At 67.6% G+C, this 14429-nt stretch carries 14 protein-coding genes; 5 read left to right on the forward strand and 9 right to left on the reverse strand.

From position 1 onward, the window contains the following. Positions 1–47 precede the first annotated feature (47 nt). Complete coding sequence (gene trxB, locus ABZS69_RS50505) at positions 48–980, forward strand: thioredoxin-disulfide reductase (protein WP_355387122.1); 933 nt, start codon at positions 48–50, stop codon at positions 978–980. Positions 981–994: 14 nt separating this feature from the next. Beyond that, entirely contained in the window at positions 995–1309 is a 315-nt protein-coding gene (gene trxA / locus ABZS69_RS50510) for a thioredoxin (RefSeq protein ID WP_355387125.1), read from the forward strand. Positions 1310–1461: 152 nt separating this feature from the next. Here trxA and ABZS69_RS50515 read toward each other — a convergent pair whose 3' ends face one another. Further along, entirely contained in the window at positions 1462–2079 is a 618-nt protein-coding gene (locus ABZS69_RS50515) for a GNAT family N-acetyltransferase (RefSeq protein ID WP_355387128.1), read from the reverse strand. Positions 2080–2348: 269 nt separating this feature from the next. Here ABZS69_RS50515 and ABZS69_RS50520 point away from each other — a divergent pair, with 269 nt between their 5' ends. From ABZS69_RS50520 to ABZS69_RS50530, 3 genes are all read left to right on the forward strand, one after another. Beyond that, entirely contained in the window at positions 2349–3581 is a 1233-nt protein-coding gene (locus ABZS69_RS50520) for a PLP-dependent aminotransferase family protein (RefSeq protein WP_355387235.1), read from the forward strand. Positions 3582–4107: 526 nt separating this feature from the next. Beyond that, complete coding sequence (locus ABZS69_RS50525) at positions 4108–5064, forward strand: D-alanine--D-alanine ligase (protein ID WP_355387131.1); 957 nt, start codon at positions 4108–4110, stop codon at positions 5062–5064. 998 nt (positions 5065–6062) lie between these two features. Beyond that, complete coding sequence (locus tag ABZS69_RS50530) at positions 6063–7109, forward strand: aminotransferase class V-fold PLP-dependent enzyme (protein WP_355387134.1); 1047 nt, start codon at positions 6063–6065, stop codon at positions 7107–7109. 282 nt (positions 7110–7391) lie between these two features. Here the strand turns inward: ABZS69_RS50530 and ABZS69_RS50535 are convergent, their stop codons facing one another. From ABZS69_RS50535 to rpmH, 8 genes are all read right to left on the reverse strand, one after another. Beyond that, the gene (locus ABZS69_RS50535) at positions 7392–8354 is read right to left on the reverse strand and encodes a ParB/RepB/Spo0J family partition protein (RefSeq protein WP_355387137.1); all 963 of its coding nucleotides are present in this window, start codon (positions 8352–8354) and stop codon (positions 7392–7394) included. A 1467-nt stretch (positions 8355–9821) separates the two neighbouring features. Beyond that, positions 9822–10748 (reverse strand): ParA family protein, encoded by a 927-nt coding sequence (locus tag ABZS69_RS50540; protein WP_355387238.1) that lies wholly within the window; start codon positions 10746–10748, stop codon positions 9822–9824. A 137-nt stretch (positions 10749–10885) separates the two neighbouring features. Next, the gene (gene rsmG / locus ABZS69_RS50545; protein WP_355387140.1) at positions 10886–11557 is read right to left on the reverse strand and encodes a 16S rRNA (guanine(527)-N(7))-methyltransferase RsmG; all 672 of its coding nucleotides are present in this window, start codon (positions 11555–11557) and stop codon (positions 10886–10888) included. 299 nt (positions 11558–11856) lie between these two features. Then, on the reverse strand, positions 11857–12345 hold the full coding sequence (locus tag ABZS69_RS50550; RefSeq protein ID WP_355387143.1) for a R3H domain-containing nucleic acid-binding protein: 489 nt from the start codon (positions 12343–12345) through the stop codon (positions 11857–11859). A gap of 20 nt (positions 12346–12365) precedes the next feature. Further along, positions 12366–13289: a membrane protein insertase YidC gene (gene yidC / locus ABZS69_RS50555; RefSeq protein ID WP_355387146.1), complete on the reverse strand. Its 924-nt coding sequence runs from the start codon at positions 13287–13289 to the stop codon at positions 12366–12368. Positions 13290–13293: 4 nt separating this feature from the next. Next, a complete protein-coding gene (gene yidD / locus ABZS69_RS50560) occupies positions 13294–13575 on the reverse strand; it encodes a membrane protein insertion efficiency factor YidD (protein ID WP_319718238.1) in 282 nt (93 codons plus the stop codon). Next, positions 13572–13934, reverse strand: coding sequence for a ribonuclease P protein component (rnpA, locus tag ABZS69_RS50565; protein ID WP_355387150.1), 363 nt, complete (start codon positions 13932–13934; stop codon positions 13572–13574). Before rnpA ends, yidD begins: the two co-directional genes overlap by 4 nt. A gap of 61 nt (positions 13935–13995) precedes the next feature. Beyond that, positions 13996–14133 carry a 50S ribosomal protein L34 gene (gene rpmH / locus ABZS69_RS50570; RefSeq protein ID WP_043614899.1) on the reverse strand — a complete coding sequence of 46 codons (138 nt, stop codon included), beginning with the start codon at positions 14131–14133 and terminating at the stop codon, positions 13996–13998. Positions 14134–14429 lie beyond the last annotated feature (296 nt).

Here is a 14429-nt window from a genome sequence, read left to right on the forward strand (position 1 = left end):
GGATCTGTTGACGCCGGTGCAACAACAGACGAGGAAGGCGTGGAGCGTTGAGCGACGTTCGTAACGTGATCATCATTGGATCCGGCCCAGCTGGCTACACCGCGGCCGTCTACTCCGCGCGCGCCGAGCTCAAGCCACTGATCTTCGAGGGCTCCGTGACAGCCGGCGGCGCACTCATGAACACCACCGACGTGGAGAACTTCCCTGGGTTCCCCGACGGCATCATGGGCCCCGATCTCATGGACAACCTGCGCAAGCAGGCCGAGCGGTTCGGCGCCGAGCTGGTCGCCGACGACGTGGTCGAGGTGGACCTGGAGGCCAACCCCAAGGTCGTCAAGACCCACACCGACACGTACTACGCCAAGTCGGTCATCCTGGCGATGGGCTCCGGCTACCGCGAGCTCGGCCTGGAGAACGAGAAGAAGCTGTCCGGGCATGGCGTGTCCTGGTGTGCGACCTGTGACGGGTTCTTCTTCCGCAACAAGGACATCGTGGTCGTCGGCGGCGGTGACACGGCGATGGAGGAGGCCACGTTCCTGACCAGGTTCGGTCGTATGGTGACGGTGGTGCACCGCCGCGACTCGCTGCGCGCCAGCAAGATCATGCAGGATCGGGCGTTCGCGAACGACAAGATCCGCTTCGTCTGGGACTCCGAGGTCGTCGACGTGCTCGGCGACTCCCGTGTCGAGGCCGTGCGGCTGCGCAACGTCAAGACCGGCGAGGAATCAGAGCTGGCCACCGACGCGTTGTTCCTCGCGATCGGGCACGACCCGCGCACCGATCTGGTCAAGGGGCAGATCGACCTCGACGAAGACGGCTACGTCAAGGTGGCCTCGCCGTCCACGGCGACCAACATCGACGGCGTGTTCGCCGCGGGAGACGTCGTCGACCACACCTACCGCCAGGCCATCACCGCGGCCGGCACCGGCTGCTCGGCGTCGCTCGACTCCGAGCGCTGGCTGGCCAACAACGAGAAGTGAGTAAGGAGCGCACCGTGAAGGCTGTCACCGACGCCTCTTTCGCAGCAGACGTCCTCAAGAGCGACAAGCCCGTGCTGGTCGATTTCTGGGCCGAATGGTGCGGGCCGTGCCGTCAGGTCGCCCCCATCCTGCAGGAGATCGCCAACGAGCACGGCGACAAGCTGGAGATCGTCAAGCTCAACATTGACGAGAACCCCGAGGTTCCGCGCCAGTACGGTGTGCTCCAGATCCCCACGCTGAACGTCTACAAGAACGGCGAGGTCGTGAAGCAGATCATCGGCGCCAAGCCGAAGGCCATGCTGCTGCGCGAGCTCGACGGCATCATCTAGCCCGCCCTCCCGCGGCGCGCGCCCGGCCCCCCGCCCTTGGCGGGGGGCTTTCGCGTTCTCCTGACCCCGTACGCCCCGTTTGGCCGCCCGCACGGGCCCGTTTGGCCGCCCGCACGGGCCCGTGTGGTCGCCCGTACGGCCCTGTGTGGTCGTCAGACGGGACGAAGTGCCCTTTCCGGACTCATGGAGCCCAGAAGCCGTTCCAAAGCCACCTCGACGTCCTCACGCCACGAGACGGCGGTTTTGAGCTCCAGCCGAAGCCGCGGGAAACGCAAATGCGGACGAACCGTCTTAAAACCAACAGAAAGCAAGTATTCCGCTGGAACTACGCAACTAGGCTCTTCCCACTTGAGGTCGCCAAAAGCTTCAATGGCTTTCACTCCACGCCTGGTCAGGTCTTTGGCCACGCCCTGGATCAGCATCCGGCCCAGCCCTCCACCCGAGAACTCCGGAATGATGTGCGCGGTCATCAGCAGCACCGCGTCGGCGCTGACCGGCGAGGTGGGGAAGGCCACGGACCGAGGGGTGTAGAGCGGCGGGCTGTAGAGCACGAACCCGGCGGGCACTCCGTCGACATAGACGATTTTCCCGCAACTGCCCCACTCGAGCAGCGTGCCGGAGATCCAGGCCTCCTTCTCCAGCCCCGGATCCCCTGACCGCACCGCCCGCTCCCCACTCATGGGGTCGAGCTCCCAGAACACACACCGCCTGCAGCGATGAGGCAGATCTTCAAGATTGTCCAGGGTTATGTTGACCAGCCGGCGCGACAACTACGGCCCCCTGTCGTTGACCCGGAAAAACGCGCGAAAACCGCGTCCACAGGTGGCATCGTAGCCCAGTGAAGATGCAGCCAGCGGACACCACGACGGCCGAGCCCGTCACGGGCGACATGTCCGGTTAGCGTAATCTGGTATTTCAGTCCGATATGACACCTAGGAGGTGGGCCGTGACAGGAGAGCTGGATCACGGTCAGACACCCGCGACCCAAGGGTCGCGCATCGACGCTTACGTCGATCGGTACGCCGCACGAGCTACCGGGATGGTCGCCTCCGAGATCCGAGCTCTTTTCGCCGTCGCGTCGAGGCCCGAGGTGGTCTCGCTCGCGGGCGGCATGCCGTACGTCACGGCTCTTCCCCTCGACATGGTCGGCGAGCTGGTCTCCGACCTCGTCACCAAGCGCGGCCCCGTCGCGCTCCAGTACGGTTCCGGCCAGGGTGACCCGCATCTGCGTGAGCAGATCTGCGAGGTCATGCGGCTGGAGGGGATCAACGCCGGGGCGGACGACGTGGTCGTCACCGTCGGTTCGCAACAGGCCCTCGACCTGATCACCCGGATCTTCATCGACCCGGGCGACGTGGTGCTCGCCGAGGGGCCGTCGTACGTGGGGGCGCTGGGTACGTTCTCCGCCTATCAGGCCAAGGTCGTTCATGTCGCCATGGACGATCAGGGCATCGTGCCCGAATCCCTGGCCCAGACCATCTACGCGCTGGAGACGGCCGGGGCGCCCATCAAGTTCCTCTACACGATCCCGACCTTCCACAACCCGGGCGGCGTCACCCTGAACATCGCCCGCCGGCAGCAGGTGCTCGACATCTGCCAGCGGGCCGGGGTGCTGATCATCGAGGACAACCCGTACGGGCTGCTCGGCTTCGACGGGGAGCCCATGCGCGCCCTGCGGGCCGACAATCCGGACGGCGTGGTCTACCTGGGGTCGTTCTCCAAGACGCTCGCCCCCGGCTTCCGCGTCGGCTGGGCGCTGGCCCCGCACGCCATCCGCGACAAGCTCGTGCTGGCCATGGAGTCGGCCGTGCTCTCGCACTCCTCGTTCACCCAGCTCGCCGTGGGCCAGTACCTCGCCACGCAGCCGTGGCGGGAGCAGATCAAATCGTTCAGAGAGCTCTACCGCGAGCGCCGCGACGCGCTCCTGGACGCGCTCGAATCCCTGATGCCGCCCGAGGTCACCTGGACCCGACCCGCGGGCGGCTTCTTCGTGTGGGCGACCCTTCCCGAGGGGCTCGACTCGAAGGCCATCCTGCCGCGCGCGGTGGCCGAGCGGGTGGCGTTCGTACCGGGGACCGGGTTCTTCTCGGACGGGAGCGGGGCGCGGCACATGCGGCTCTCGTACTGCTATCCCCAGCCTGACCGGATCCGGGAGGGGGTACGGCGGCTGGCCGGCGTGATCGATCAGGAGATGCAGCTGAGGGACACGTTCGGCACCAGCACGGCCCGCGACCACCAGGGCGTCGACACCCCCGGCCCCGACCTGGCCTGACCACCGTCTCCGTGGGGGCCGGGTTGACCGGCCCCCACTTTTCCTATGCCCAGCCGCCCTCGCCCCACCACCCAAGCCCCCCTTCCACCGCCACCGTCCCCACTCCTGCCCACACGTCCCTTCCCACGGTCTGCCACCTCCCCTCGCGGACCGTCGACCTCACCCCCTCCCCGCCGCTCCCACCAGACACCACTACCGAGCCCCGCACTCTGCATCCCCAGCCTCACGCCGTCCGCAGACAGCGCCCCTTCCCGTACCGCCGCCCCTTCTGCACCCCTCGCCGTCCTGCCCCACCCACACCCTGCCCAGGCACCGCCGACCTCCCAGCACCACACCCCACTCCGAGCTCGGCCGCCAGCCCTGAGCGCCCGGTGCCAGGTCCGGTGGCGGCGTCGGCGGGTATGCCGGGCATCGGCAAGACGCGACAGAGCAACACCATCACCCAGGTGCTCTGGTGGCGTGCCAGGCCTCGGCGGCTTGGCGGTACGGTTGGACAGCGGCGCGTGCGATCAGCGGAGGAGATGTGATGAGCGATCTGGGCCACGTGCTCGTGCTGGCCGGAGGTCTCTCGTATGAGCGAGAGGTGTCCTTGCGCTCCGGTCGCCGAGTCAGCGAGGTGCTGCGTGCTGCGGGCATCGACGTGGAGGCCCGCGACACCGACGCGTCCCTCGTGCCCTCCATCCTCGCGGACCCGCCGGACGCGGTCTTCGTGACCCTCCATGGCGGCGCGGGCGAGGACGGCGCGATCCGTTCCGTCCTGGAGCTTCTCAACGTCCCGTACGTCGGCGCCGACCCGGACGCGTGCCGGGTGGCCTTCGACAAGCCCACGGCGAAGGCCGTCGTGCGCTCGGTCGGCCTGCAGACGCCGCAGTCCGTCACGCTGCCGAAGGAGACATTCCACGATCTCGGCGCCACGGTGGTGCTGGGTCGCATCATCGAGCGGCTCGGTCTGCCGCTGTTCGTCAAGCCCGCCCGCGGCGGCTCGGCGCTGGGCGCCTCGATCGTCCGCACGGCGGAGGAGCTCCCCGCCGCGATGGTCGGCTGCTTCGCGTACGGCGACACGGCGCTGATCGAGCGGTGCGTGGAGGGCGTGGAGGTGGCGGTCTCCGTCGTGGACCTCGGCAACGGCCCGGAGGCTCTGCCAGCCGTGGAGATCGTCCCGGACGAGGGTGTCTACGACTACGCGGCCCGCTACACGGCCGGGCACACGGAGTTCTTCGCCCCTGCCCGCCTTTCCGCCCAGGCCGCCGCCGCGTGCGCCGAGACCGCGGTGATCGCCCACACAGCGCTCGGCCTTCGCGACATCTCCCGTACGGACCTGATCGTCGACGCCGACGGCATCCCGCACTTCCTGGAAGTCAACGTGGCCCCGGGGATGACGGAGACGTCACTCCTGCCGATGGCCGCCGAGGCGGCGGGCCAAGACCTGGGCGACCTCTGCCGCACCCTCCTCCAGAACGCCGCCACCCGCTCCCGCGCCTGACCTACCCTCGTACGGCCGACCCGTCAGCACGCGCCTGCCCCTGAATTGCAGGCGCGCCCGCCATCCCCACCCCGCATACGGTCGCGCTTCCATTCACCACAAGAGCGCCGTCACCCGGCAACACGGCCCACTCGGAGATCAGCTCGACCGGTAGCACAGCCCTGTGAAGCCGACATCGGAGACTGGCGCCCAACCGAACCACCGCCCAGGAGGCGAGCACCCGCCAGCACGGCTACACCCGGAGACGAAAAGCCGGCACCACACCGAACGACTGGTACTGCAGCCAACTCGGACACACACCTCCTCCGACGGCAGCCGTCAGCACCGCCACCTCCGGAGAGGAACCGAGGACGCTACAGCCGACACGATGACGAGCCTCCGACAGCACCACCAACCCAGACGCCAGCGACCGCCCCGGAAGTGAACGGCCGGCTGGCTCGGAGACGAGCATCCGGCCGCGCAGCTATACGGAGACCTCTTTCCGGCCGCATGGCCGAATCCTTGAGGTAACCCGCTGCCCAGACCAGACCTTCGTCCGACAGGGCCAACAGCGACGACGCAGCGCTTCCCGAAGTGCAGCATCAAGCGCCGCCCCTTCTTTCGCACGGTCAGCCATCACAGCCATTGCTATGCCGGAGCAGAGCGAGCGTGTAGCGCGGATGTGGGGTCGAGGCGACACGCCTGCCGTTCATCACCCCCCTCGATAGAGCGAGCGGAACGGCGACAGCGAGCGATCTGCGTACGCGAAGAGCCGGAGAGGCGGAGAGCCGGAGAGGCGGAGAGGCGGAGAGGCGGAGAGGCGGAGAGGCGGAGAGGCGGAGAGGCGGAGAGGCGGAGAGGCGGAGAGGCGGAGAGTTGGGGAGCCAGATGGGCGGAGAGCCGGGTAGGCGGAGAGCTTGGTGCTTAGCCGCGTGGGACAGGACCCCGATCGCTGGGCGGCGCCCGATGGATGGATGCCCGCGGGCGCCGGATCGAAGGCAGGTAAGTAGCCTAACCGTGTGCTGATCGATTCGATGTACCCCAAGAGCTTCGCCAGCGACAACCACGCCGGCGTGCACCCGACCATCCTCGAAGCCATCGCCTCAGCCAACCACGGAGACGCGCCCGCCTACGGTGACGACAGTTGGACCTCTGCGTTCGAGGACAAGGTCAAGGAAGTGTTCGGCGCGGGCGCCGAGGGATTCGCGGTGTTCAACGGCGCGGGCGCCAATCTTGTGGGGCTGGCCCTCATGCTCGGCCGCTACGACGCGATCCTCTGCGCCGACAGCGCTCACATCGCCGCCCATGAAACCGGAGCCTCAGAACGCCTGCTCGGCGTCAAGCTGATGACGATCCCGACGGAGGACGGCAAGCTCCGGCCGGAAGACATCAAGTCTCGCCTGGGCGGAATCGGCAGCCCCCACGAGCCCCAGCCCACGGTCGTCTCCATCTCCCAAGTCACCGAACTCGGCACCTGCTACTCCCCCGCCGAGATCGCCGCCCTGGCGGAGACGGCTCACGAGTCGGGCCTGCGACTCCACGTGGACGGCGCCAGACTCGCCAACGCCGCCGCCTATCTCGACTGCGATCTGAAGGCCATCACGACGGACGTAGGGGTGGACGTCTTCAGCTTCGGCGGCACCAAGAACGGCGCGCTGGCGGCAGAGGCGGTCGTCGTCCTCGACCCCTCGCTCACCCACGCCATCCCGTTCCTTCGCCGCCAGTCGCTGCAACTCGCCTCGAAGATGCGCTTCATCTCGACGCAGCTTTCGGCGCTCCTCACGAACGATCTATGGCACGAGAACGCTTCTCACGCCAACAGGATGGCCGCTAGGTTGGCGGACGGTCTGGCGGATGTGCCCGGCGTTTCCTTGGCGTACCCGCTCCAGTCCAACGCCGTCTTCGCCGTCATCCCACCCGCTGTCACGGAGACCCTCAAGAGGCGCTATCTGTTCCACTACTGGGACGAGCGGGCCGGCATCGTCCGTTGGATGACCGCCTTCGACACGACGCCGGAACACGTGGACGACTTCCTCGACGACATCCGCAAGTCCGCCACCGCGTAGCTCCCTCGCGCCCACGCCGCCCACTGTTTCACGTGAAACACGCCGCCTCTCCGGGTCGCGCGACGCAGGGGCTCCCACGTTTCACGTGAAACACCCCAAGGACTACCCAGACTCAGGGGCCGCCCCGCGAGTGGATTCACCAAAGCGGAGCCCCTCGGCCGGACCAGACGCCTTCCTCGTTTCACGTGAAACATCGATCGGCCGATGCAGACCACCCCCCTCGTTTCACGTGAAACAGCGAGCCGCGACAGGCCGGCGGCGACGGTTTCACGTGAAACAGCGTCAGTCTTCGGACTCCCGCATCGCGCGAACGGCTTCCGGCGCCATGGTGCCGATGATCCTCTCAAGGTCGTCGATCGTGGCGAACTCGACGACGATGCGCCCCTTCCGCCGCCCCAGGTCCACCTTCACCTTGGTCTCGAAGTGATCCGAGAGACGGTCGGCGAGGTGGGTCAGACCGGGGGCGGTGGGCTTAGGTGCCTGGCGCTCGCGGGCCGGCTTCTTTGCCGCCTTGGCGCTGCCCATCGCCACGATCTCCTCAACGGCCCGGACCGACAGAAGCTCCGCGACGATCCGCTTGGCCAGTTCGATCTGCTCCTCAGGGTTGCCAAGGCCGAGGAGGGCTCGGGCGTGGCCGGCGCTGATGACCCCGGCGGCCACCTTCTGCTGGACTTCGGGCGGGAGGTTCAGGAGGCGGAGGGTGTTGGTGATGTGAGAGCGGGAGCGGCCGACCTTCTGCGCCAGCTGATCGTGCGTCGCCTGGAAGTCGTCGAGGAGCTGCTGATAGGCGGCGGCCTCTTCGAGGGCGTTCAGCTGCTCGCGCTGAAGGTTCTCGATGAGGGCGTCCCGGAGGAGATCGGTGTCCTGGGTGTTGCGAACGATCGCCGGGACCGGATCCAGGCCGACCTGCTGGCACGCCCGCCAGCGCCGCTCCCCCATGATCAGCTCGTACTGACCACCCCCGACCGACCGGACCACGATCGGCTGCAGGAGACCGACTTCCCGGATGGACGCCGCCAACTCCTCCAGACGCTCACCATCGAAGATCTCACGCGGCTGGCGCGGGTTGGGGACGATCGCCTCGAGCGCGACCTCCTTGAAGTACGCCCCAGCGATCGGCCTTGGACCCGTCTCCCCCGTTGAACCGTTCGACGAGGGCGGAACCGTCCCCGTTCCGTCAACGATGGGACCGGTCGGGATGAGCGCCCCGAGCCCCTTGCCCAATCCCCGCCGCTGCTGACTCACTGCGTCTCCTCATCCACCCGGCCGATTCCGGTCACTCCAGGAGAGGTTACCGTCGTGCGCGCGGCGGGGCGCCCCCTCGCCACACACCGCCCCGTTCTATTTACACCGACTCGGTCACAAACCAACCCAACGACTGACTTGAGCCCATCCCGCGCTCGACCGCACGCGCAAACCCACGGTCCACCGCCATGCCCCGCGCCACGTCCCGCGCCTGCCGGTACGGAAACACCCGGCATCCAGATCACACGAAGGCGGCCCGTGATCGACAACTGGGGCTTGTGAGTCGGGAGCGCTGGACGAGACCACAGGGCTTGGTGGGGGACGAGCTCGATGGCCGACGGGTGCGGAGGGTGACCGACTCGTAGGACGACAGGCGCGGAGGACGACAGGCGCGACGGGTAAGTGCGGCGAATGCGTAGGTGAGGGAAACGCATGGGGCGAGTGGATGCGCGGGCGCATGGGTGGGGCGACGAAGCAGCCGGGCCGCAAGAGGGGAGGGTGACTGCGGGTGGAAAACGGTGGCGCGGGATCTGTGGCACAGCGAGCGGGCGGCGGGCCCCAAGACGCTGATGCGGCTGTAGAGCGGCGGGACTGTCGGGTAGATGATCGGGCAGCCCTCTGAGACAGCGGCGCCGCGAGACGCCAATGCAGCAGTAGGGCGGCGGTAGCGCAAGGGCACTAGCGCTAGGGCAGCGGGACGGCAGGGCGGCAAGGCAGTGGGACGGCGGAGTAGTGGGGCGGGTTGGATAGGCGGGACTGACCGCGTGCCGGCGCCTCGATAGCCCGCCTTCACTCCCGGCATCTTGCTGCCCGGCTGGATCGTCGCATGCTGTCGCGCCGCATTCGCCTTCTCGCTATGTCAGTCGTCCCAGGGATCGTCGCTCCCCATGCCTCCGGAACCACAGGCACGCCGCACTCCCGAGGCAACCGCGCCCACCAAGACCACCGCACCACCGAGGCAACCGCAGCGACGAAACCGCCGCGTCCCCGGAAGCACCATGCCCACGGAGCGTTGTTCCCCCGAGACCATCGCTCTCCCCGGGTCATCGCTCCCCCATCACGGCTTGCGCCTGCCATGCCATGCCCCTCCAGGCCGCGCCCCTGTCACTCCACACCCCCGTCACTCCACGATGGTGGCGGCTTGTCTGTCGGCGCCGATTCGTCGTTCCTGGGCGCCTGGGGCGCGGTGCAGGCGCCCTCCACCACTCCGGCGATCGCTCACGCGGCCGCGGAGGGGCGTGTTTGGCATGGATTGGCCCGTTGCTACCCGTGTCGGAGCCGGAAGGAGGCGGGGCGGTGTGGAGTAGGTCGCGGCCCGTTGGGGCGCAGTCTGGCGATGGGGGTGATGGCGGGAAGGGGGCGCACAGGGCCGGCTGAGGGCGTGGTTGGGTGAGGGCGTGGCGGACGCCGGGGAGGGGTGGGGCGCCTGGTGTGTGGCCCTCGGAGGAGGGTGGGGAGTCGTCTGGGTTAGGCGACCGTGGCGCGGTGGGCGATCTCGCGGGCCGCGTCCATGTACGCCATCGCGCCGCTCGACCCCGGGTCGTACGTCATCACCGACTGCCCATAGCTGGGCGCCTCCGACAGGCGGACGCTGCGGGGAATGACCGTGTTGAGCACCGTGTCGCCGAAGTGCGACCGAACCTCCTCCGCCACCTGGGAGGCCAGCCGGGTCCGCCCGTCGTACATCGTCAGGACGATGGTCGAGAGCTTCAGCGTGGGGTTGAGGTGTGCGCGGATCAGGTCGACGTTCCTGAGGAGCTGTCCGAGGCCCTCCAGGGCGTAATACTCGCACTGGATCGGGATCATGACCTCTTCGGCCGCCACCAACGCGTTCACCGTCAGCAAGCCCAGAGACGGCGGGCAGTCGATCACGATGTAGTCCAGGTCGATCGCTTCGTACGCCGCCAACGCGCGCCGGAGGCGGGCCTCCCGGGCCACGAGCGAGACCAGCTCGATCTCCGCGCCGGCCAGGTCGATGGTGGCCGGGGCGCAGTAGAGGTTCGGCATGTCGGGGACCTGCTTGACGATGTCCGCCATCGGGAGGTCGTCGACAAGGACCTGATAAACGTCCGGCACATCACCGCGATGCTCGGTGGCCAAGGCTGTGGAGGCGTTGCCCTGAGGGTCGAGGTCGACCACGAGGACACGCTGGCCATGCATCGAGAGGGCAGCGGCAATGTTCACCGAGGTGGTGGTCTTGCCCACTCCCCCCTTCTGGTTCGCCACCGCGATCACCCTGGTTTTCGCCGGGCGCGGCCAGGTGCCGTCCCCGTCGCCGGGGGTCTGGGCGGCCGTCGGGGTTGCGGATGTTTCACGTGAAACCACTGAGCTGAGTGCCTCTCGTACCAACGGCGAATCACCGGGATTCAGGGGGGTCTGGGTCACGATGGCCATCCTTTCAACCAGTGGTGTGCCGGTGCCCGGAATTGACTGTCGCGACACGCCCATTTCGGGCCAGCCAACTCCGCTTGGACTCTCGGACGGACGCCTGTCCGGCCAGCCAAGACCGCTTGACGCGACTGGCACGACAGTCACCTCCTTCGTCGCCGCCTGGCTCGCTCCGGCGTGCGACCCGCTACCACCCGAACCAGTGTTGCTGGCGGCTCGACCTTACCGTGCCCGACGGTAACAAGCTCGGCCGTTCGTGCCCCGATGGCCCGCAATTGAGCCTCCGCCTCGGCGAGCTCCTCGGCGGCGCGCTCCCCCTTCATGGCGATCAGCTCGCCACCTTCGTGGAGCAGCGGCATGGCCCATTTCAGCAGGCGGTCGAGCGGCGCCACCGCGCGGGCGCTCGCGACGTCGAACTCCCGCTTGCCCGCCAGCTCCTCCGCCCGGGCGCGCAGCACCTCGACGTTGTCGAGCTTGAGCGTCTCGACGCACTCTTCGAGGAAGACGGTACGGCGAAGCAGCGGCTCCAGGAGCGTGACCGTGATGTCCTGCCGGACGATCGCCAGCACGAGCCCGGGGAGCCCGGCGCCGGAGCCGATGTCCACCAGGTGCACGTCCGGGGGCACGGCCTCGGCCACAACCGCGCAGTTGAGCAGATGGCGATCCCAGATCCTGGGCACCTCACGCGGGCCCAGCAGCCCGCGGACCACGCCGGGCCCCGCCAGCAGCTGGGCGAACGCGTTCGCGCGTTCCCAAGCCTCCCCGGCGAAGACGTCCCGCGCTATGTCCGGCGGCGCCGGAAGCTCATCGCTCACTGGTAGGTGGCCCTTTCTGGGGCTGGTGGCCCTTGTTCGGTGGGAATCCGGATTGCGGGTGGTCTCTACCCAAGGCTAAAGGTGAGATCACAGTGGAAGACTAGCGGGCCGGTCTGAAGGCGACCTTTCAGCACGCCGCCGTCGGTGCGCCCCGGTCCGGATGGAGAACGTTAACAATGGGCATGCGCGCAAATATGCGGGTTGAGGCAGACGTACAGGGATAAAAGAGCAAAATGCGAAACGGCCGTCCACCACGCGTACGTGCGGGCAGACGGCCGGATCGGATGGCGTAACACCTCTCAGGCGGGCAGGACCACCACGTAGCGGTGTGGCTCCTCGCCCTCGGACTCGCTGCGGAGCCCGGCGGCCGCCACCGCGTCGTGGACGATCTTGCGCTCGAAGGGCGTCATCGCGTGCAGGGACTTGGGCTCGCCCCCGTCCTTGACCTGGTTGGCGACCTCGGTGCCGAGCTTGGTCAGCTCCGCCCTGCGGCGCTCACGGTAGCCCCCGACGTCGAGCATCAGCCGGGAACGCTCACCGGTCTGCCGGTGCACGGCGAGGCGGGTCAGCTCCTGGAGCGCCTCCAGGACCTCTCCCCCGGGGCCGACGAGCTCGTTGCCCTTGAGCCCCACGACGGAGACCATGGCGCGGTCGCCTTCGACGTCCATGTCGATGTCGCCGTCGATGTCGGCGATGTCGAGAAGGCCCTCGACGTAGTCGGCAGCGATCTCGCCTTCCTGCTCCAGCGCGTTGAGATCAGGAGCCTTCTCCTGCTCGGCCTCAGTCATGGCCGGCCTCTCCTTCATGTTCAAGACTTCTTGCTGCCGGTGCGCTTGCTGCGGGACTGGCGGCTCGGCTGCTGCCTAACGATCTTAGGCTCCGGCGGAGGCGGAGGCGCCTGCTCCTCGGGCGTGGTCTTGCGAAGCTTGGCGAGCAGGCCAGGCTTGGTCTCGATGGGGACCGCGTTGCCCTTGGCGTCGAACTGCGGCATCGGGTGCCGGCTGTAGAACCAGTGCTGCTGCCCCAGCGTCCACAGGTTGGTGGTGACCCAGTAGAGGATCAGGCCCAGGGGGAAGTTCAGGCTGAAGAAGGCGAACAGCGGCGAGATGTACATCAGGATCTTCTGCTGCTGCGCCATGGGGTTGTCCGGCATCTGGGCCATCGAGCGGGTGACACTCTGCCGGACGGTGAGGAAGGTGGTGAGCGAGCTGATCGCGACGAAGAAGCCGATGATGATCTTCTCGCTGACCTGGGTCGCCTCGAAGAACGTGGCAGGAAGCGGGGCGCCCAGGATGAGGGCATGCTTGGCGCTGTCGACCAGCTCCTGCGTCATCCCGAACTTCGGCTGATCCGCCGCGATCGCCCGCAGCACGGTGAACATCGAGATGAAGATCGGGAACTGGGCCACGACAGGGAGACAGCCGCCGAGGGGGTTGGCGCCCGCACCTTGGTACAGCGCCATGACCTCCTGGTTCATGCGCTGTTTGTCGTTCTTGTAGCGCTTACGGAGCTCCTGGACCTTCGGCGCCAGCTCCTGCATCTTTCGCGACGAGCGCATCTGCTTGAGGAACAGCGGGAAGATCAGGATCCGCATGCAGATGGTCAGCGTGATGATGGTGAGCGCCCAGGTCAAACCGCTGTTCGGGTCGAGCACCGTGCTGTATGCCTGGTGGATCCAGGTAATGACTTGGGCGACGGCTGTGTACAGCCAGTTGAGCCAGGACAGCTCCACCGAGCTATCTCCCTTGCGTTTCGTGGGACCGGACCGGGCGTGGGGGCACCGGGTCTATACCTCCGGGATGGAATGGGTGGCACCGCCCGATGCGCCGGACAGTCAGCCATATGCCGCGCAAAGCTCCGTGCGTGGCGATCGCCTCGAGCCCATACGCACTGCACGACGGATAGAACCGGCAGCGCGGACCGAGCATCGGGCTGATGAACGCCCGGTAGAACCGGATGGGGATGATCAGCGCCCGAGCGGCGAGGCTCGGCGTCACCCCTTGCGGCTGCTCCGTCATCTTTGTCCACCCGTCGAGGACTCGCGCCGCCTGAGCAAACGTTCCAGTGCGGAGTCGAGCTCGGCGGCCAGATGCTCGAATCGCGCGGACGCGGCCGGTGGATTGGCGCGTACCACCAGCAGGCTACCTCGCGGCAGCCGGTCAAGACGGTCCCGCATCAGGTGTCGGAGCCGTCGCTTGACCTTGTTCCGGGTCACAGCTCCGCCTACGGCCTTGCTCACCACGAAACCCACTCGAGGGGACTCTTCCCCTGAAGTGGCGAAATGCACAACCAGAGTCGGACGACCTGCGCGCTTACCGCGCCTGACGGCCGCCTCGAACTCCTCCCCGCGCTGCATGCGGGATTGACGGGACAGCACCGTATATACGCCTAACGCCCGCCGGCAAGACACACCGGCGGGCCACTGACGCGCGGAACGATCAGGCCGACAGCTTCTCGCGGCCCTTGCGGCGGCGAGCGGCGAGGATGGCGCGACCGGCCCGGGTGCGCATCCGCAGCCGGAAGCCGTGGGTCTTCGCGCGGCGACGGTTGTTCGGCTGGAAAGTACGCTTGCTCACGGGTGGGCTCCAGGCTTGAAGGTGCGCCGCAAGGGCGCTGTACACACAGGATGGCCTGCCAGGGAAGCGAGGGCACGCGAAATAGCCGTCGCGTGACAAGCCGACCGTCGTACGGTACGGGGGAAGTGCCCCTCAGGTCAAACTGGACGGGTTATCCACCTTTCCACAGGCGACTTTTCCACCGCCGCCCCGGCGTCCACAGTATGTGCACCCAGGTGCCACTAGGCTGTGGACAATGCCTTGAACACAGCTGTGCACATAGATACTGTCGGCCCTTCCGAACCTGCTAAAGGGCT

It is taken from the genome of Nonomuraea sp. NPDC005650 (genome assembly GCF_040605375.1).
Classification (GTDB): domain Bacteria; phylum Actinomycetota; class Actinomycetes; order Streptosporangiales; family Streptosporangiaceae; genus Nonomuraea.